This window comes from Vibrio parahaemolyticus, from assembly GCF_900460535.1.
GTDB lineage: Bacteria > Pseudomonadota > Gammaproteobacteria > Enterobacterales > Vibrionaceae > Vibrio > Vibrio parahaemolyticus.
Window position 1 is genome coordinate 195,381 of sequence record NZ_UHIL01000001.1, and the last position, 19,487, is coordinate 214,867.

Annotated in this window: 20 protein-coding genes; 3 read left to right on the plus strand and 17 right to left on the minus strand. The window is 46.7% G+C overall.

Annotated features, from left to right (window positions below; all coding sequences use genetic code 11):
• Positions 1-1,548 (plus strand): threonine ammonia-lyase, biosynthetic, encoded by a 1,548-nt coding sequence (gene ilvA / locus DYB02_RS01060; protein WP_029804261.1) that lies wholly within the window; start codon positions 1-3, stop codon positions 1,546-1,548.
• Positions 1,549-1,650: 102 nt separating this feature from the next.
• Here ilvA and punR read toward each other — a convergent pair whose 3' ends face one another.
• Positions 1,651-2,553, minus strand: coding sequence for a DNA-binding transcriptional activator PunR (gene punR, locus DYB02_RS01065; RefSeq protein WP_005465352.1), 903 nt, complete (start codon positions 2,551-2,553; stop codon positions 1,651-1,653).
• A gap of 154 nt (positions 2,554-2,707) precedes the next feature.
• On the opposite strand from punR, the gene punC reads away from it, so the two are divergent.
• Positions 2,708-3,913 (plus strand): purine nucleoside transporter PunC, encoded by a 1,206-nt coding sequence (gene punC, locus DYB02_RS01070; RefSeq protein ID WP_023584688.1) that lies wholly within the window; start codon positions 2,708-2,710, stop codon positions 3,911-3,913.
• A gap of 57 nt (positions 3,914-3,970) precedes the next feature.
• Here punC and DYB02_RS01075 read toward each other — a convergent pair whose 3' ends face one another.
• Positions 3,971-4,747, minus strand: a complete 777-nt coding sequence (locus tag DYB02_RS01075) for a transporter substrate-binding domain-containing protein (RefSeq protein WP_024703791.1) — start codon at positions 4,745-4,747, stop codon at positions 3,971-3,973.
• A gap of 115 nt (positions 4,748-4,862) precedes the next feature.
• Between DYB02_RS01075 and DYB02_RS01080 the strand changes: the two genes are divergently transcribed.
• Positions 4,863-5,603, plus strand: a complete 741-nt coding sequence (locus DYB02_RS01080) for an amino acid ABC transporter permease (protein WP_017449315.1) — start codon at positions 4,863-4,865, stop codon at positions 5,601-5,603.
• A 75-nt stretch (positions 5,604-5,678) separates the two neighbouring features.
• On the opposite strand, the gene glmU is transcribed toward DYB02_RS01080, so the two are convergent.
• The 15 genes from glmU to mioC all read right to left on the minus strand — a co-directional run bounded on the left by glmU (position 5,679) and on the right by mioC (position 19,466).
• Complete coding sequence (gene glmU / locus DYB02_RS01085; protein WP_005497454.1) at positions 5,679-7,040, minus strand: bifunctional UDP-N-acetylglucosamine diphosphorylase/glucosamine-1-phosphate N-acetyltransferase GlmU; 1,362 nt, start codon at positions 7,038-7,040, stop codon at positions 5,679-5,681.
• A 150-nt stretch (positions 7,041-7,190) separates the two neighbouring features.
• A complete protein-coding gene (locus DYB02_RS01090; RefSeq protein ID WP_005456027.1) occupies positions 7,191-7,613 on the minus strand; it encodes a F0F1 ATP synthase subunit epsilon in 423 nt (140 codons plus the stop codon).
• An 18-nt stretch (positions 7,614-7,631) separates the two neighbouring features.
• A complete protein-coding gene (atpD, locus tag DYB02_RS01095; protein WP_005481178.1) occupies positions 7,632-9,035 on the minus strand; it encodes a F0F1 ATP synthase subunit beta in 1,404 nt (467 codons plus the stop codon).
• A 35-nt stretch (positions 9,036-9,070) separates the two neighbouring features.
• Positions 9,071-9,937 carry a F0F1 ATP synthase subunit gamma gene (gene atpG, locus DYB02_RS01100; RefSeq protein ID WP_005457304.1) on the minus strand — a complete coding sequence of 289 codons (867 nt, stop codon included), beginning with the start codon at positions 9,935-9,937 and terminating at the stop codon, positions 9,071-9,073.
• A 44-nt stretch (positions 9,938-9,981) separates the two neighbouring features.
• Positions 9,982-11,523, minus strand: a complete 1,542-nt coding sequence (atpA, locus tag DYB02_RS01105; RefSeq protein ID WP_005457301.1) for a F0F1 ATP synthase subunit alpha — start codon at positions 11,521-11,523, stop codon at positions 9,982-9,984.
• A gap of 13 nt (positions 11,524-11,536) precedes the next feature.
• Complete coding sequence (atpH, locus tag DYB02_RS01110) at positions 11,537-12,070, minus strand: F0F1 ATP synthase subunit delta (RefSeq protein WP_005481164.1); 534 nt, start codon at positions 12,068-12,070, stop codon at positions 11,537-11,539.
• Positions 12,071-12,084: 14 nt separating this feature from the next.
• Complete coding sequence (atpF, locus tag DYB02_RS01115) at positions 12,085-12,555, minus strand: F0F1 ATP synthase subunit B (RefSeq protein ID WP_005458451.1); 471 nt, start codon at positions 12,553-12,555, stop codon at positions 12,085-12,087.
• A 71-nt stretch (positions 12,556-12,626) separates the two neighbouring features.
• The gene (gene atpE, locus DYB02_RS01120; RefSeq protein WP_002540812.1) at positions 12,627-12,881 is read right to left on the minus strand and encodes a F0F1 ATP synthase subunit C; all 255 of its coding nucleotides are present in this window, start codon (positions 12,879-12,881) and stop codon (positions 12,627-12,629) included.
• A 55-nt stretch (positions 12,882-12,936) separates the two neighbouring features.
• The gene (gene atpB, locus DYB02_RS01125; protein ID WP_005458499.1) at positions 12,937-13,749 is read right to left on the minus strand and encodes a F0F1 ATP synthase subunit A; all 813 of its coding nucleotides are present in this window, start codon (positions 13,747-13,749) and stop codon (positions 12,937-12,939) included.
• Between the two features lie 8 nt (positions 13,750-13,757).
• Positions 13,758-14,147 (minus strand): F0F1 ATP synthase subunit I, encoded by a 390-nt coding sequence (locus DYB02_RS01130; protein WP_029845612.1) that lies wholly within the window; start codon positions 14,145-14,147, stop codon positions 13,758-13,760.
• Between the two features lie 190 nt (positions 14,148-14,337).
• Complete coding sequence (locus DYB02_RS01135) at positions 14,338-15,219, minus strand: ParB/RepB/Spo0J family partition protein (protein ID WP_005458443.1); 882 nt, start codon at positions 15,217-15,219, stop codon at positions 14,338-14,340.
• A 23-nt stretch (positions 15,220-15,242) separates the two neighbouring features.
• A complete protein-coding gene (locus tag DYB02_RS01140) occupies positions 15,243-16,016 on the minus strand; it encodes a ParA family protein (RefSeq protein ID WP_005458453.1) in 774 nt (257 codons plus the stop codon).
• A 10-nt stretch (positions 16,017-16,026) separates the two neighbouring features.
• Positions 16,027-16,662, minus strand: coding sequence for a 16S rRNA (guanine(527)-N(7))-methyltransferase RsmG (gene rsmG, locus DYB02_RS01145; protein ID WP_005458456.1), 636 nt, complete (start codon positions 16,660-16,662; stop codon positions 16,027-16,029).
• Positions 16,662-18,557, minus strand: a complete 1,896-nt coding sequence (gene mnmG, locus DYB02_RS01150) for a tRNA uridine-5-carboxymethylaminomethyl(34) synthesis enzyme MnmG (protein WP_005481156.1) — start codon at positions 18,555-18,557, stop codon at positions 16,662-16,664. Before mnmG ends, rsmG begins: the two co-directional genes overlap by 1 nt.
• A 474-nt stretch (positions 18,558-19,031) precedes the next feature.
• Positions 19,032-19,466, minus strand: a complete 435-nt coding sequence (gene mioC / locus DYB02_RS01155) for an FMN-binding protein MioC (protein WP_005458506.1) — start codon at positions 19,464-19,466, stop codon at positions 19,032-19,034.
• Positions 19,467-19,487: the final 21 nt, after the last annotated feature.

Sequence of the window (19,487 nt, forward strand, 5' to 3'; positions counted from 1 at the left end):
ATGATGGAATCTCAACCCGAAAAAAAAGCGAATCAATCTGGCGCAGACTATCTGCGCCAAATCCTTCGCGCACCGGTTTATGAAGTCGCAACAGTAACGCCACTGCAAGAAATGCCTCGTTTATCTGCACGTATCGGGAATAACGTGCAGATCAAGCGTGAAGACCGCCAACCCGTACACTCGTTCAAACTGCGCGGTGCCTACAACATGGTGGCAAGCCTAACTGAAGCACAGAAAGCCGCGGGGGTGATTGCAGCATCGGCAGGCAACCATGCTCAAGGCATGGCACTGTCTGGCACCAAACTCGGAATCAAAACCACGATTGTTATGCCAAAAACCACACCAGACATCAAAGTCGATGCGGTACGCAGTTTCGGTGGCGATGTGGTGCTGCACGGCAACAACTTTGATGAAGCCAAAGCCGAAGCCGAACGCTTGTCAGAACAACACGGTTATACGTTCGTGCCTCCTTTCGACCACCCATTGGTGATCGCAGGCCAAGGCACCATCGGCATGGAAATGCTGCAGCAAAATGGTCATCTCGACTACATCTTCGTGCCGGTTGGAGGCGGTGGCTTGGCGGCTGGTGTAGCGGTTCTGGTCAAGCAACTGATGCCAGAAATCAAAGTCATCGCCGTCGAACCTGAAGACTCGTCTTGTCTGAAAGCGGCGCTTGATGCTGGTGAGCCAGTGGTACTCGACCAAGTCAGCATGTTTGCTGATGGTGTCGCGGTAAAACGCATCGGTGAAGAAACGTTCCGCTTGTGTCAGAAATACATTGATGGTCATGTGGCGGTTTCAAGCGATGAAATCTGCGCTGCCGTAAAAGACATTTTTGAGGATACTCGCGCGATTGCTGAACCATCCGGGGCGCTTGCGCTTGCTGGCTTGAAGAAGTTTGTTGAGCAAAACCAACTGGAAAACAAAAACCTTGCCACGGTGCTGTCTGGCGCAAATACCAACTTCCATGGTTTACGTTATGTTTCAGAGCGTTGTGAATTAGGTGAGAAGCGTGAAGGTCTATTGGCCGTGACGATTCCAGAACGCCAAGGCGCTTTCTTTGAATTCTGTAATCTGATTGGCGGCCGTGCTGTCACCGAGTTTAACTACCGTTACAACGATGATGAACTGGCGAATATCTTTGTTGGTGTACGCCTGCAAGGTGGTCAGGAAGAACTGGATAACATCATTCGCGACCTACGCGAAGGTGGCTACCCAGTCGTTGATTTGTCCGACGATGAAATGGCCAAACTGCACATTCGTTACATGATCGGTGGCAAGCCCTCGAAACAGCTGAAAGAGCGTCTCTATAGCTTTGAATTTCCTGAGTATCCAGGCGCACTATTGAAGTTCTTAAGCACGCTTGGCACCCATTGGAACATCAGCCTATTCAACTACCGTAACCACGGCGCCGACTACGGACGCGTTCTATGTGGTTTCGAGTTAGATGAAAGCGATTTAGCCCAATTTTCAGCGCATTTACGAGAACTTGGCTACCAATGTAAGGATGAAACCGATAATCCATCCTACAAGTTTTTCTTGTCTTAATTCGCCTTATCAACACCTCGCTACGGCGAGGTGTTTTGTTTCCAATTCACGGTTTCATGGACCAAGTGATGAGCTAATACTGAGATCGGATGATTCTTTTGACTAACACTGCAACCAATCTTGATGCAACTGATTCGGTGATCCCAAATAATCCACCATCCATTGGATCAACTTATGATCGTCATCTTTACGCCATACCAAACAGCATCGGCTCAATGGCTTGTCATCTTGCAGCAGTTTCTCCACCAGCACACCTTCATGAATAAGTGGCATCGCAATATGACGCGGCATATACCCGACTCCAACGCCATTTTTTAAACATTCAATCGCACTGTACCAATTGGGCAATAATAAACGACGCTGCTTGGCATAGTGACCTGTGTGTCGTTTTGGCAGTACGTTCGATGTGTCATCCAGACAAATCGCGGGGAACTGGCTAACAAACTCTTCGGTGAGAACCTGCTGACGTACGCAAGGATGAGCAGGAGACATGACAAACGCCCAATCCAACACACCCATGTCTTTCACTTCGAAATCCCCGCCGACCGGAACTGCTGAAGTGGCTCCGACTACGATGTCGGCACGACCTTGAGCGATCGCCTCCCAAGAGCCGTTAAAGACTTCCATGTTGATTTGCAGTTCCGCAAATTCAAACTCTCGATAAAAATCTTCCACTAGCGGCTTGAGCTTTTCGAGCTTCACTACGTTATCCAGCGTCAGTTTCAGCGTTGTTTTCCAGCCGTGCGCAGCTCGACGAGTTTGTGCTTTCACCTCTTCCATCTGACGCAGTAACGAGCGAGCTTCAGCCATGAATAGCTCACCCGCTGGTGTTAATTCAACTTTTCTTGGTAAGCGGCGAAATAGCACGACGTCCAAATCCTGCTCTACCTGTCGCACGCCATAGCTGATCGCCGAAGGAACTTTGTGAAGCACTTCAGCAGCGGCCGTGAAACTGCCTAACCGAGCAACCGTATCGAGCATTTCCAATGATGCTTTGGAGAACATGATTTCTGACCTTTCAAAAAATTTGATTGATAACCAACAATTTTAGCGTTTTATTTTCTCAAAATCGAAAAATAGAATAATAAGGTAAATAAATCAGGGTTGGCGCCAACTGATATTGATTAAAAAATGATTAAATAATTTGATTGGTTGAATCATGAAAATATCAAAACTACAGCTCGTTTATCTTGCAGCTTTATCTATGCTTGGCTTTGTTGCCACTGACATGTACTTACCTGCGTTCAAAGCAATGGAAATCGACTTTGCTACAGGTCCCGAACAAATCGCACTTTCTCTGACCGTATTTCTTGTAGGTATGGCTTTTGGTCAATTGATGTGGGGATTGGCATCGGATAAATTTGGTCACCGCAATACGCTGGCCGCAGGTCTGGTACTCTTTACCATTGCCTCATTCGGCTTAGCATTCTGCGATGAAGTTTGGCAGCTACTGACACTGCGCTTTGTGCAAGCAATCGGCGTGTGTGCTCCTGCGGTTATCTGGCAAGCGATGGTAATCAAGCGTTACTCCAGCAGTAGCCAGCAAATTTTTGCAACCATCATGCCGTTGGTGGCACTATCACCAGCACTTGCACCTCAACTGGGTGTGGTTTTAGCGGATAGCTTTGGTTGGCACAGTATTTTTATCGCATTAACGCTTGTTGGCGTGGTGCTGGTTGCTGCCACCATGGCACAAAAGAACGAACAAGCCGAAATCAAACAAACCAGCATGTCTGCGGATATTAAAGCGTTACTAGGTTCAAAAACTTACCTAGGTAACGTGTTTATGTTCGCAACCGCTTCGGCAGCGTTCTTTGCTTACCTTACTGGTATGCCAGAAATCATGGCGCAACTAGGCTATGAAGCCAAAGACATCGGTTTGAGCTTCATCCCTCAAACCATTGCGTTTATGGCTGGTGGCTATTTAGGTAAAGTCGGCGTACGTAAGTTTGGTGATGAGAAAGTATTACGCCAGTTAATCGGCCTGTTCAGCGTTGCTGCATTGCTGATTTTCGTCGCTTCACAGTGGGAGCTCACGTCAATCTGGCCAATTCTTGCGCCATTCTGTTTGATTGCCGTTGCAAATGGTGCGCTTTACCCAATCGTCGTAAACCGTGCCCTAGCTAGTGCACACCAAAGCCCAGCGACAGCAGCAGGTCTACAGAACAGTCTGCAAATCTGTGTGAGCAGCTTATCGAGCGCATTAGTTGCCGCGATGGCAAGCCAAGCTCAAGTGGTTACGGGCGTGGCAATCGTCATTTGTATGGGTGGCTTGTGGATGGGTTACATTCTGTCGAATCGTGAACTCTCTAAGCATTTCACTACACCTGACAACGCTCGCGTCGTCAGCGAAGATGAACTTTAAGTCTGTACTTCAGTCCATCCGATCATAATAAGAGCCGCGTAAAGCGGCTCTTTTCATTTATAAACTTTTCAGTCCCCACTTCTGAGCAGTCTGCTTAAAGAAGCCTTGTGTTTTTTTTAACTCCACCCAGTGATTGATGTAGTTAATCCAGACTTGGTCGTCTTGTGGTAACAACATGGCGATTGGAGTCGGTCTGCGAGGTGCTTTCACAGGCACAATCGCCAACTGTTTGAACTTGTCCACCAGCGTCGCCGCTTCCACATTGGAAGTCACAGACACATCCGCTCTGCGAGCCAACAGCTCTTGGAAGTCTCGCGCGGGGGCTTCAATCACGATATGCTGCGCCGATGGGAAGAACTCTTTCACCATTTTTTCTTGTACCGTACCTAACGTCGCAGCCACTTTCACATCGGGTTTATTAAAATCCGCCCAATCAGAGAATTTGGCGAGGTCTTTTTTCTGCACCACTGGCACAAACGCCAAGTAGAAATAGGGTTGGCTATAACCAGCCACCTTCGCACGCGACATGTTTAAAGACGCACTGCCAGTGATGTCGTACTTGTTGGCCGTAATGCCATTAACCAGCGTTTTCCAATCGGTGGCAACGTACTCCACTTTGACACCCAAATCTTTAGCAAGCTCGGTTGTGACATCAATATCAAAACCACGATAACTGTTCGTGGCTGGATCTTTCATTGTCATCGGATTCCAGTCCCCAGTCGTCCCTACTCTCAACACGCCTTTATCCAGAATTTCTTGAAGACGGCTCTGAGCATGAACAACTTGAGTGACCATAAGCAGACATATTCCTAGCGCAAACAAAATCTTTTTCATTTTTATTCCCTTAAAAATAATGACCTTATACGGTTTAATTATTAACCTTTATAACAACCCCATTGATAACATAGCAGTAACAATGGAAGTTTTTTAGTTAATTCAGGGAGTAAATGTGACCTTTCGAACTCTATGGCTGATTTCGCTGCTGTTGTTAACGGGTTGCTCAGATTACCAATGGGGCTGGTATGTACTCGACCCGTCAACGGAACAAGGGATAACCAACCTAAAGTTTTTAGTCGCGGGGTTTAATGACACCATTCAAGTGTCACTCTTGAGTATGTGTTTTGCCATGACACTTGGGCTGCTGATTGCGTTGCCTGCACTTTCTCGCTCCCCAACGCTCAAATGGATGAATCGCATCTACGTTGAGGTGATCCGCTCAATCCCAGTATTGGTGTTGCTCTTATGGGTTTACTACGGCATGCCAACGCTGCTCGATGTCTCTCTCAATCATTTTTGGGCGGGGGTAATTGCACTGACTATCGCTGAAAGTGCGTTTATGGCAGAAGTATTTCGCGGTGGGATTCAAGCGATCAACCGAGGTCAGCATGAAGCGGCAGAATCACTTGGTTTGAATTATTGGCAGAAGATGCGCTTGGTGATTCTTCCGCAAGCATTTCGACAAATTTTACCGCCGTTAGGGAATCAGTTTGTCTACATTCTCAAAATGAGCTCTCTGGTGAGCGTAATCGGTTTAAGTGACTTAACGAGACGTGCCAACGAGTTAGTGGTGAATGAGTACTTACCGTTAGAAATTTATACCTTCTTGGTTCTGGAGTACTTGTTACTCATTCTATTCGTTTCTCAAGCAGTACGTTGGTTAGAAAAGCGTATCGCGATTCCCAGTTACTGATACTTGCACTAAAAACGACAAAGCCGCTCTCACTGGAGCGGCTTTGAGAATTTAGCTTTTAAGCTCAGGTAACGCTTACTTTTGCTTAACTGGACGTTGCCAACCAGTAATCTTACGCTCTTTAACGCGAGTGATCACTAACTCACCCTCTTCCACGTCTTTAGTCAGTGTGGTACCAGCACCGATAGTGGCACCATCAGCAATAGTGACAGGCGCCACCAGCTGGCTATCAGAGCCAACAAACACGTCGTTACCAATGATGGTCTTGAACTTATTTGCGCCATCGTAGTTACACGTAATCGTGCCCGCACCAATATTAGTGCGTTGACCGATTTCCGCATCACCAAGGTAAGTCAGGTGGTTTGCTTTAGAGCCTTCACCAATGCGTGCATTTTTCACTTCCACGAAGTTACCGACGTGCGCGTCGTTACGTAGCTCAGCACCAGGACGCAGACGAGTGAATGGACCGACGGTGCATTCTTCACCAACGGTTGCGCCTTCAATCACACTGTAAGGACGAACGATAGTGTTGTCGTCGATTTCACAATCTTTCAGCACACAACCAGTGCCGATAATGACGTTATCACCCAGCGATACGTTACCTTCGATGATGACATTTGCATCGATTTCACAATCCATACCGCACTGAAGCTCACCGCGTAAGTCAAAACGCGCAGGGTCACGTAGCATCACACCTTGTTCAAGTAGTTTTTGTGCTTGCATAGATTGGAACGCACGCTCTAGACGAGCAAGTTGAGCGCGATCATTAACACCTTCAACTTCAATGGCATTCACTGGGTGAACCGCTTCAACGGCACGCCCTTCGTCGTGCGCAGCAGCAATAACGTCTGTTAGGTAGTACTCACCTTGAGCATTGTTGTTGTTTAAGCCAGACAACCAACGCTTCAGATCACCACCAGTCGCAACCATTACGCCAGTGTTGATCTCTTTAATTTGCTTTTGTTCTTCGCTTGCGTCTTTTTGCTCAACGATAGCAACCACTGGACCATTTTTACGAATGATACGGCCGTAACCGGTCGGGTTATCGAGCATTACAGTAAGTAACGCGATGCCACCTGTTGGTTGTGCATCAAGTAGGTTTTCAATGGTTTCAGGAGAAATCAGTGGAACATCACCATAAAGAACTAGGATCTTTTCATCGTCTTCGAAACGTGGAGAAGCCTGATCCACCGCGTGGCCAGTACCAAGCTGATCCGCTTGAAGTACCCAGTTGACAGTCTCATCGGCAAGTGTAGTTTGCATTTGATCACCACCGTGACCAAAGACTAGGTGAATGTTTTGTGCGCCAAGGCCAGTACAAGTATCGATAACATGTTTAACCATTGGCTTCCCTGCCAAAGTGTGTAGCACTTTAGGCATATTTGAGTGCATACGGGTACCTTTACCCGCTGCAAGAATCACAGCACTGAATTTCATTGATAACCTATTGACGTTTTCTGTTAATTGGCCGTTATTTTAAACAGCTCTTTTTGAATAGTTAATGGAATTAAGTAAATTTCCAACTAAAAATAATCAAAAAGGCGACCGCTTTGGCCGCCTTTTGTCATGCAACGTTGCTAATTGAGCTTAGCGACGCTTTTTGGTCAGCTCGATAACTCGAAGCTGAGCAATGGCTTTAGCCAGTTCGCTGGCCGCTTGTGCGAAGTCCATGTCACCATGCTGATTCTGGATTTTCTCCTCAGCGCGGCGCTTGGCTTCTTCTGCCTTCGCTGCGTCTAGATCTTCACCACGAATCGCTGTATCAGCCAGTACTGTAGCAGTACCAGGCTGAACTTCGACCATACCACCAGAGACATAAATGAACTCTTCGTGGCCGTGCTGTTTCACAATACGCACCATACCAGGCTTAATAGCGGACAGCAGCGGAGTGTGGCCGTGGAAAATACCCAGCTCACCTTCGCTACCGGTCACCTGAAACGTTTCTACGCGACCAGAGAAAATACGTTTCTCAGCGCTCACTACGTCTAGGTGAAAGGTTATTGGTGCCATATCGCCTCCTAGTTAGCCTTATAGCTTCTTCGCATTCTCGATAGCATCGTCAATCGTACCGCAGTACATGAACGCTTGCTCTGGAATGTCATCGTATTCACCAGCTAGTAGACCTTTGAAGCCACGTAGAGTCTCTTTAAGAGGTACGTAAACACCAGGGTCGCCTGTAAATACTTCTGCTACGTGGTAAGGCTGAGTTAGGAAACGCTCAATCTTACGTGCACGAGATACAACTTGCTTATCTGACTCAGATAGCTCGTCCATACCTAGAATCGCAATGATGTCTTTCAGCTCTTTGTAGCGCTGAAGTGTCTGCTGAACACCACGAGCGATGTCGTAGTGATCTTGACCAACAACTAGAGGGTCTAGCTGACGAGACGTTGAATCTAGTGGGTCGATCGCTGGGTATAGACCCATTGCTGCGATGTTACGGTTAAGTACAACCGTTGCATCCAAGTGCGCGAACGTTGTTGCTGGAGACGGGTCAGTCAAGTCATCCGCAGGTACGTATACCGCCTGTACAGACGTGATAGAACCTTGCTTAGTTGACGTGATACGCTCCTGTAGTACACCCATCTCTTCTGCAAGAGTTGGCTGGTAACCTACCGCTGAAGGCATACGACCTAGAAGTGCTGATACCTCAGTACCTGCAAGCGTGTAACGGTAGATGTTATCAACGAACAGTAGTACGTCACGACCTTCGTCACGGAAACGCTCTGCCATTGTTAGACCAGTCAGAGCAACACGTAGACGGTTGCCCGGTGGCTCGTTCATCTGACCGTAAACCATCGCTACTTTAGATTCTTCAGGATTCTCAACGTTTACAACGCCCGCTTCCTGCATCTCGAAGTAGAAATCGTTACCTTCACGAGTACGTTCACCAACACCAGCAAATACTGATAGACCTGAGTGTTGAAGTGCGATGTTGTTGATAAGTTCCATCATGTTAACGGTCTTACCTACACCTGCACCACCGAATAGACCGATTTTACCACCCTTAGCGAATGGACAAACCAAGTCGATTACTTTAACACCAGTTTCTAGAAGTGCTGTTTCGTTTGATTGCTCTTCGTAGCTTGGTGCTTCACGGTGGATAGAGTAAACCTCTTCTGCACCGATCTCACCACGCTCATCAATCGCGTCACCTAGGACGTTCATGATACGACCTAGAGTTTTAGTACCTACTGGTACTGAAATTGGAGCGCCAGTGTTAACCACTTCAACTCCACGACGTAAACCATCAGAGCTACCCATTACGATACAACGAACTACGCCACCGCCTAGCTGTTGTTGAACTTCAAGAACTAGACGCTCTTTTGAGTCCGTTACGTTTAGAGCGTCATATACACTAGGTACTTCGCTCTGTGGGAACTCTACGTCGACTACCGCACCGATGATCTGTACGATCTTACCTGTAGCCATCGTTAATCCTCTAAACTATTTCGTTTTACCTAAGCTTAAACCGCAGATGCACCACCAACGATTTCCGACAGTTCTTGTGTGATCGCAGCCTGACGGGCTTTGTTGTACACAAGTTCCAGATCTTCAATCAAGTTGGTTGCGTTATCCGTTGCAGCCTTCATCGCAATCATTCGAGCCGCTTGCTCACAAGCAAGGTTCTCAACCACACCTTGGTATACCTGAGACTCTACGTAACGCACTAATAGCGTATCCAGTAGAGGCTTTGGCTCAGGCTCATAGATGTAGTCCCATGAGTGCTCACGCTGCATCTCTTTGCTGTCCGATTTAGGCAAAGGTAGCAATTGATCGATCGTTGGTTGCTGAACCATAGTGTTCACAAACTTGTTGAACACTACGTATAGACGGTCCAGTTCACCTTCATCGTATTTCTTAAGCATTACGCCAACAGAACCGATTAGGTCTTCTAGGCTAGGGCTATCGCCAAGGCCAGAAACCTGTGCCGCAACTTTTGCGCCACCATGTTTAAAGAAAGCCGTTGCTTTCGAGCCAATCACTGCCAGCTCAATTTCAGCGCCTTTCTCTTTCCATGTTTGGATATCTGTAACGGCTTTTTTGAACACGTTGATGTTCAAACCACCACACAGACCACGGTCTGTCGAAACGATGATGTAACCAACACGTTTCGCTTCACGCTCTTCTAGGTACGGATGACGGTACTCTAAATTTGCGTTTGCCACGTGACCGATCACTTTACGCATTGTTTCAGCGTATGGACGAGAAGCTTCCATTGCATCTTGAGAGCGACGCATTTTTGAAGCTGCTACCATTTCCATCGCTTTCGTAATTTTCTGCGTGCTTTTAACACTACCGATTTTATTACGTATCTCTTTTGCGCCGGCCATCGTTACTCTCCGTTAGTTGGTGGCAGAAACTGCCACCGACCTAATTACCAAGTTTGGGTTGCTTTGAAGTCGTCAGTCAGTTTCTTCAACTGAGCTTCGATTTCATCGTTGTAAGCACCAGACTTGTCGATCTCAGCTGCTAATTCAGCGTATTGACCGCGAGCGTACGATAGTAGAGCCGCCTCGAAATCTAGAACTTTGTTCAATTCTACATCGTCAAGGTAACCGCGCTCTGCCGCGAAGATAACTAGTGCTTGGTCAAATACAGACATTGGAGCGTACTGCTTCTGCTTCATTAGTTCTGTAACTTTTTGACCATGGTCTAGCTGTTTCTTCGTTGCTTCATCAAGGTCAGAAGAGAACTGAGCAAATGCTGCTAGTTCGCGGTATGCAGCTAGTGCTGTACGGATACCACCTGATAGTTTCTTGATGATTTTCGTCTGAGCTGAACCACCTACACGAGATACTGAGATACCTGGGTCAACCGCTGGACGTACACCTGCGTTGAATAGCTCAGTTTGTAGGAAGATCTGACCATCGGTAATCGAGATTACGTTAGTCGGTACGAATGCTGAAACGTCACCTGCTTGAGTTTCGATGATAGGAAGAGCAGTCAAAGAACCAGTCTTACCTTTCACTTCACCGTTAGTGAAACGCTCTACGTACTCTTCGTTTACACGAGCTGCACGCTCTAGTAGACGTGAGTGTAAGTAGAATACGTCACCTGGGAATGCCTCACGGCCTGGTGGACGTTTTAGTAGTAGAGAGATCTGACGGTAAGCTACCGCTTGTTTAGATAGATCATCGTAAACAATCAGTGCGTCTTCGCCGCGATCGCGGAAGTATTCGCCCATCGCACAACCTGCATATGGCGCTAGGTATTGTAGCGCTGCAGATTCAGAAGCAGATGCAACAACAACGATAGTGTTTGCTAGCGCGCCGTGCTCTTCTAGTTTGCGAACTACGTTAGCGATAGTCGATGCTTTCTGACCGATTGCTACGTAGATTGAGAAAATACCAGAGTTTTTCTGGTTGATGATCGCATCGATCGCCATTGCTGTTTTACCAGTCTGACGGTCACCGATTACAAGCTCACGCTGACCACGACCGATAGGGATCATTGAGTCAACTGATTTGTAGCCAGTTTGTACAGGTTGGTCTACCGATTTACGGTCGATTACACCTGGTGCGATAACTTCTACAGGTGAAGTCAATTTCGCTTCGATTGGACCTTTACCATCGATAGGCTCACCCAGCGTGTTTACTACGCGGCCTAGTAGTTCTGGACCAACTGGCACTTCAAGAATGCGGCCAGTACCTGTAACTTTCATGCCTTCCTTAAGGTCAGCATATGGGCCCATTACTACCGCACCAACCGAGTCACGCTCAAGGTTAAGTGCCAGTGCATAACGGCCACCCGGTAATTCAATCATTTCACCTTGCATCACGTCCGCTAGGCCGTGGATGCGGATGATACCATCGCTTACCGATACGATAGTACCCTCGTTGCGAGCTTCACTAACAACTTCGAAAGATTCGATACGCTGTTTGATCAGATCGCTAATTTCCGTGGAATTAAGTTGCATGCTCCAATCCCCATTAAGACTGCAATGCATCGCTCAGGCGGTTCAAACGACCACGCGCTGAGTCATCGATGACTAGGTCTCCGGCTCGAATAATAACCCCACCAAGTAGGGTCTCATCTACACTGCAATTCAGCTTCACTTTGCGTTCAAGACGCGCTTCAAGTTTGCTGCCAATATTTGCAAGTTGTTCATCAGAAAGCTCTGATGCTGAAATGACTTCAACATCGATTTCTTTCTCATGCTCTTTCTTCAGAATGAAGAATTGCTCACAAACATCAGGAAGGGCCGCTAAACGACCATTCTCAGCCATAACCTTAAGAAGGTTTTGACCGTGCGCATCAACTTGTTCACCACAAACTGCAACAAAGATTTCTGCCATTTTTTCAGCAGAGAATGAACTGGTTAGAAGCTCATTCATTTGTTCGTTTTTGGCAACTTCAGCAGCAAAAGACAGCATTTGACCCCATTGGTCTAGCTGGCCCTTATCTACCGCAAAGTCGAAGGCTGCTTTAGCATAGGGGCGTGCGATTGTAGTCAAATCAGACATATGCGCCCCCAGACTTAAAGTTTTGCAGTAATGTTGTCGAGAATATCTTTTTGCGCATCTTTATCGATTGTACGCTCAAGGATTTTCTCAGCACCAGCTACAGCCAGAGTAGCAACTTGTTTGCGCAGCTCATCGCGTGCACGATTACGTTCAGCTTCAAGTTCTGCTTCCGCTTGCGCTAGGATTTTCTGGCGTTCTGCCTGAGCTTCCTCGCGAGCTTCATCAATAATTTGAGACTTACGCTTGTTCGCTTGTTCGATGATCTCAGTTGCTGTGCGCTTCGCTTCTTTCAACTGATCAGAAGCGTTGGCTTGTGCTAGATCCAAGTCTTTAGCAGCACGTTCAGCTGCTTGAAGACCATCAGCAATTTTTTTCTGACGTTCTTCAATCGCTTGCATCAATGGTGGCCATACATACTTCATGCAGAACCACACAAATAGTGCGAACGAGATTGCTTGACCTAGCAGAGTTGCGTTTATGTTCACAACAGCTACCCCTCTATTTGGACTTAGTGTTAATCAGTGACAAGCTAAAGCTTGTCCCGAGTTAAAGGTGATTAACCTAGTTGACCAACGAATGGGTTTGCAAATGTGAATAGTAGCGCGATTACGATACCGATCATTGGAACCGCATCAAGTAGACCTGCGATGATGAACATCTTAACTTGTAGCATAGGAGCCATTTCTGGTTGACGTGCTGCACCTTCTAGGAATTTACCACCTAGTAGTGCGAAACCAATCGCTGTACCAAGAGAAGCAAGACCGACGATAATACCTACGGCGATTGCAGAAAAGCTCAGTAAAGTTTCCATTACTATCTCCAATTTATAGTTGTTGGCTTAGTGCCCAAATAAAAAGCTTAAAAAATTAATGATCAGAGTCTTCGTGTGCCATTGACAGGTAAACAATTGTCAACATCATAAATACGAAGGCTTGAATCGTAATAACCAAGATATGGAAGATTGCCCACGGTAGTGAACCCATCCATTGTAAGTACCATGGTAGCATTGCCGCACAAAGAATGAATACAACCTCACCCGCAAACATGTTACCGAATAGACGCATACCAAGTGAAAGAGGTTTCGCAAGTAGCGATACCACTTCGATCAGTAGGTTAAACGGAATCATCAGTGGGTGATTGAATGGATGTAGTGCAAGTTCTTTTGCGAATCCACCTAGACCTTTCACTTTGATGCTGTAGTAGATCATCAATGCGAAAACGCCTAGAGCCATAGCCATGGTGATATTCACATCAGCAGAAGGTACGACCTTAAGGTAAGGAATACCTAGCCAATGCTCTGCTGGGTATGGTAAGAAGTCGATCGGGACTAAGTCCATCACGTTCATCAAAAATACCCAACAAAAGATAGTCAGTGCTAAAGGCGCGATCAGTGGGTTGCGTCCATGGAACGTGTCTTTGACGTTATCGGCGACAAATTCAACGATCATTTCTACAGCACACTGAAGCTTACCCGGTACACCCGCTGTTGTTCTCTTTGCTACTTTGTAAAAAATTCCGAGGAAGATTAAACCAGTAAACCAAGAAAAAAACAGGCTATCGATATGTACGTTCCAGAAACTTGTCTCCGACCCTACTAAGCCTAACTTATACAGCGATAGGTTAGAAAGGTGGTGGGCAATGTATCCGGACGATGTTAGCGCTTCACCTGGCGCAGCCATAACTCATCCTATTTTTTGTTGTTAATGAATAGCACTGGTGCACAGATATTAATACCTAGTACCAGCAAATAGGTTAGTTTGAGGGGAACGAGTTCCACCTGCATATACATGTAGGCAACGTAGAACAGTGCAACCGTGATGAGAATTTTCAGTACTTCGCCCGTGTAGAAGGACGCAGCGATGCGCTTGGCAGCGCGAGCCCCACTAAACATAAAAGCACATAGCGCGAATACTGCATTGGCGGCAACAAAGATGCCACCACCAATCAACGCTGAAATTCCCCATTCAGGATTTACGGCTACCGCCATTCCTGCTGCCACAAAAATAACCGCGCCAGACTGGATCATTAACAATTGCCTTGCGAGCTCTCGTCCTGGTCTAGCTAACGCAGCTACCATGTATTCGTACCTCTAGTAATATCCACTTCGCACTAATTCTCTATGTGCAGGGAAATTGGCGAAAATTATACGTTCAGTCGGAGTTAATGCAATTATATTGCATCAAAAACTTACAGTTTTGTTTACAAAACGACAACTTTCGCACAAAATTCGATTAATTAGATTAATTGACCTAAATCAATTATCTCATCTAGGCCTCTAGCTTGGCAATTAGTTGGTCTAATTTGTGAGGCTCATCAATACTTATCGTCAACTTCGCTTTTCCGTTTGCAGAACGGCTTAAGGAAACCTTCGCATCAAGTAGTTGACTCAATTTATGCGACATTTGCTCGGCTTCGGTATCTTCTTGTTGAGCTTTTTGCTCATTTTGTGGGGCTAAGCACTTTTTTACTAACTGTTCGGTTTGTCGAACCGTCATTTGCTTTTTTGCCACCATTTGAGCCACTTCGACTTGCTGTTCACCTTCCAGTGCCAGCAGCGCACGAGCATGACCCATTTCAAGTTGTTTCTCCGCCACCAAGCGTTTGACGTCGGCATCCAATTGGTTGAGACGCAACAAGTTACTCACGGTAGTTCTTGACTTACCAATCACATCCGCCACTTGCTGATGCGTTAGCGAGAACTCATCTTGCAGGCGCTCCAATGCTTGCGCCTCTTCAATCACATTCAAGTCTTCACGCTGAATGTTTTCGATCAAAGCCATAGCAATAGCTGCGCGGTCTTCAACTTTCTTAACCAAGCAAGGCACGCGTTTCAAGCCTGCTTGTTTAGCGGCACGCCAGCGACGTTCGCCAGCGATGATCTCAAACTGTCCGCCAACAACCTGACGAACCACGATCGGCTGGATAATGCCTTGCGATTGAATAGAAGCCGCTAATTCTTCAAGCGCTTCAGGTGCCATATCTTTACGCGGTTGGTAGATCCCCGGCTGTAATTGGCCAATGGCTAATTCAGTGAGTTCACCGTCTGCTGACAAGGCTTGGCTTTGCGATGCAATTTGCTGTTTTTCACGAGCAAACGAACTGGTCGACAACAACGCATCCAGTCCTTTTCCTAGACCACGCTTAGACATGGATTGAATTCCTTAGGTTAGAGTTAAACTGGGATTTCTTCGCGGCGGAGCATTTCGCCCGCTAGAGCAAGATACGCTTTGGCACCAGCTGAGTACTTGTCGTAGTACATCGCTGGTTTACCGTGACTTGGGGCTTCTGCCAAACGCACATTACGCGGGATGACAGTACGGTAGACTTTATTGCCAAAGTGCTTTTTAAGTTGGTCGGATACTTCATTAGACAGGCGGTTGCGCGGGTCGTACATCGTACGCAGTAAACCTTCAATCTTGAGGTTTTCGTTTACCACAGCCGCTAACTTGCTGATCGTATCCATAAGAGCAGTTAAACCTTCTAACGCAAAGTATTCACATTGCATCGGCACCAGCACAGAGTCGGCTGCAGCCATAGCATTGATTGTAAGAAGGTTTAGAGAAGGAGGACAATCAATAAAGATGAAATCATAGTTATCGCGAACTGTCGACAGTGCGTTTTTCAAACGAACTTCTCGCGCGAACACTTCCATCAATTTGATCTCAGCTGCCGTTACGTCTCCGTTGGCAGCAATTAGATCGTACTTCCCTGTCGTTTGAGTACAGACCACTTGATCAAATGGGGTTTCCTCCACCAAAAGATCGTATGCGGTGGCATCAACCATGTATTTGTCGACACCACTGGCCATCGTAGCATTGCCTTGAGGGTCGAGATCGATCACCAAAACCTTGCGCTTTGTTGCCGCCATCGAAGCCGCTAAGTTAATGCACGTTGTTGTTTTGCCGACCCCACCTTTCTGGTTGGCGATTGCTACAATTTTACCCACGACTACCTCGCTAATTTTCCTTGCGCGATAAGATTACTAGATGACGATCGCCTTCCAACTCAGGAACAGCTAAAGATATGATCTCGGTCACACTACACCATTCAGGAAGCAGATCCATTTCATCTTTAGGGTGCTGTCCTTTCAACGCAAGAAAGACGCCGTCTTGTTCTTTCGGCAAATGGTGGCACCATTCCACCATGTCCGTCATTGAAGCAAAAGCTCGACTCAAAACGCCATCAAATTTTTCTTCCGGTTGGAATTCTTCGACTCGACTTTGAATTGGTGTCACGTTTTTCAAACCTAACGTGTGGACAACTTGCTTGATAAAACGGATGCGCTTACCGAGGCTATCGAGCAGAAAAAACGTTTTCTCCGGATGCATGATCGCCAAAGGAATACCTGGCAATCCTGGGCCAGTGCCCACATCGATAAAACGTTCACCTTGCAGATGCGTGCCGACCACGATGCTATCAAGGATATGTTTCACTAACATCTCTAGAGGATCGCGAACCGAAGTTAGGTTGTACGCTTTGTTCCACTTATCGAGCAGCTCGACGTAACCGACTAACTGCTCTCGTTGTTTTTCTGAAACGTCTAAATCGGTCTGTGCAATCAGTGAATCAAGCTTGGTTCGTAGTGCACTCATTACTCTTCCTCGCCTTTTTTCAGCAAGCCGTGCTTCTTCAGATGCACAAGAAGAATTGAAATCGCTGCAGGCGTAATGCCGGAAATACGCGAAGCAATGCCAATACTTTCCGGTTTGGCTTCGCTCAGTTTCGCAACCACTTCGTTCGACAAACCTTTTACGTCTTTGTAATCCAAATCCGCAGGCAGTTTTGTGTGTTCGTGGCGAAGTGATTTTTCGATCTCTTCTTGCTGACGCTTGATGTAACCGTCGTATTTCACCTGAATTTCTACTTGTTCTGCCGCTTGTTGATCTTCAAGAGCAGGAGCAAAGGCATCAAGTTGAGTCAATTGTGAGTATGAGATCTCTGGACGACGCAGAAGATCCTCACCACTTGCTTCACGCGCCATTGGCGTTTTCAGCAGTTTGTTCAGTTCATCAATGCCCGCCGAGTTCGGGTTTACCCAAGTAGACTTCAGACGCTGACGCTCGGTTTCCATGTTCTCGATTTTTTCGTTGAAACGCGCCCAACGAACATCATCAATCAAGCCAAGTTCACGAGCTTTTTCTGTCAAACGAAGGTCGGCGTTGTCTTCTCGAAGCAATAGGCGGTATTCCGCGCGAGAAGTGAACATGCGGTACGGTTCTTTGGTACCCATGGTCGACAAATCATCAATCAGAACGCCCATGTATGCTTGGTCACGGCGCGGGCTCCAGCCTTCTTTGCCTTGGCTGTACAAGCTTGCGTTCAAGCCCGCCATTAAGCCTTGTGCCGCCGCTTCTTCGTAGCCTGTTGTACCGTTGATTTGGCCAGCAAAGAATAGACCACTGATGAATTTAGTCTCGTAAGTTTGCTTCAAATCACGTGGATCGAAGAAATCGTACTCAATCGCGTAACCAGGACGAACAATGTGTGCGTTCTCGAAGCCTTTCATTGAACGAACGATTTGAACTTGAACATCAAACGGCAAGCTGGTGGAAATACCATTCGGGTATAACTCGTGCGTGGTAAGACCTTCAGGTTCAATGAAAATTTGGTGGCTGTTCTTATCCGCAAAGCGCATCACTTTGTCTTCGATAGACGGACAGTAACGTGGGCCAATTCCTTCGATCACACCTGCGTACATTGGGCTACGATCTAGGTTATTGCGGATCACTTCATGAGTTTGTTCATTGGTATGCGTAATGAAACAAGGAATTTGACGCGGATGGTGTTCGCGCTTACCCATGAATGAGAAAACTGGTGTTGGGTTGTCACCGTGTTGCGCTTCTAGCACTGAGAAATCAACCGTGCGAGCATCAATACGTGGTGGTGTTCCCGTTTTTAGACGATCCACTCGGAATGGCAACTCACGTAAGCGATCCGCCAATGCGATCGATGGTGGATCCCCAGCGCGACCGCCTGAAGAACTTTCCATACCAATGTGGATCTTACCACCAAGGAAAGTACCTACGGTCAGCACAACCGCTTTGGCATGGAATTTAAGACCCATTTGAGTCACAACGCCAACAACGCGATCTTGTTCAACAATCAGATCATCAACCGATTGCTGGAACAGAGTTAGGTTTGGCGCGTTTTCTAATGCGTTGCGTACGTACGCTTTGTACAGAGCGCGATCGGCTTGAGCTCGAGTAGCTCGTACTGCAGGACCTTTCGAAGCATTTAGTGTACGAAATTGAATACCTGCATGGTCGATAGCTTCTGCCATCAAACCGCCCATAGCATCCACTTCTTTTACTAAGTGGCCTTTACCGATACCACCAATCGCCGGATTACAAGACATCTGGCCTAATGTATCGATGTTATGGGTAAGGAGAAGAGTTTTTTGTCCTGTGCGTGCAGATGCGAGCGCGGCTTCCGTTCCTGCGTGTCCGCCACCGACAACAATGACGTCAAAGTTTTCGTGATAAAGCATGAACTGACCTCAGGTATTCAAAGGATTTAATGGACAGATAAAGGAGCAGTATTTTACCTGCTTTATGCCAGAGAGAAAATCGTTTTCTCGTTTTTCCGTTTTAGGCTTCAAGATAAATATATATAAGATCTATATATATGATCTTTTATTGGATCTATTATTAGGATCGACGACTTCTGTGGATAAGTGAAAAATGATCAACAAGATCATGGATCTTCTTTGGATCATATCTTGTGATCATGGTTGGATCTGATCGAGGATTACCTGGGATCAAAAATGGGGTTTATACACAGGGGATAAAATAGATCAAAGTTGTTATTTGGATAACTAAAGGAAAACCACTGGATCTTACCTGACTTATCCACAGATGGTTTGGGTGTTTTTTGTTCAGTTGAAAAGATTTTTTCTACGGAAGGTTATTCACAGAGGGGAAATCAGAGCCGCATCGCGACTCTGTAGGAGATGAGTATGGGGTTAAAAGCGCTCGATATTCTCTTTTAACCATGCTTCTGCAGCATCTTCTGGGACGTCATGAGCCAGTACATCAATCAACAAGCAATCTGCAATCGGCGTTGCGCCAATATCTTCTAACAAGTTGTAAGCGTGCTTACCGGCAGCGCAGAACGTATCGTAGCTCGAATCACCAATCGCAATGACTGCAAACTTCACGTCGGCCATCTTAGGTGGCGTATTTTGCAATGCTGCGATGAAAGGTTGAATATTGTCTGGATATTCCCCCGCACCGTGGGTGGAGGTGATCACAAGCCAAGTCCCTTGGTTATCGATCTCGTCTAATGACGGTTGGTTGTGGATCGTGGTTTCAAATCCTTGTTCAACGAGCAGATCGCTCAGGTGATCACCGACGTATTCCGCACCACCAAGAGTGCTACCTGTAATAATGTGGATCATACTTCTTCCTTTTGAATGCAA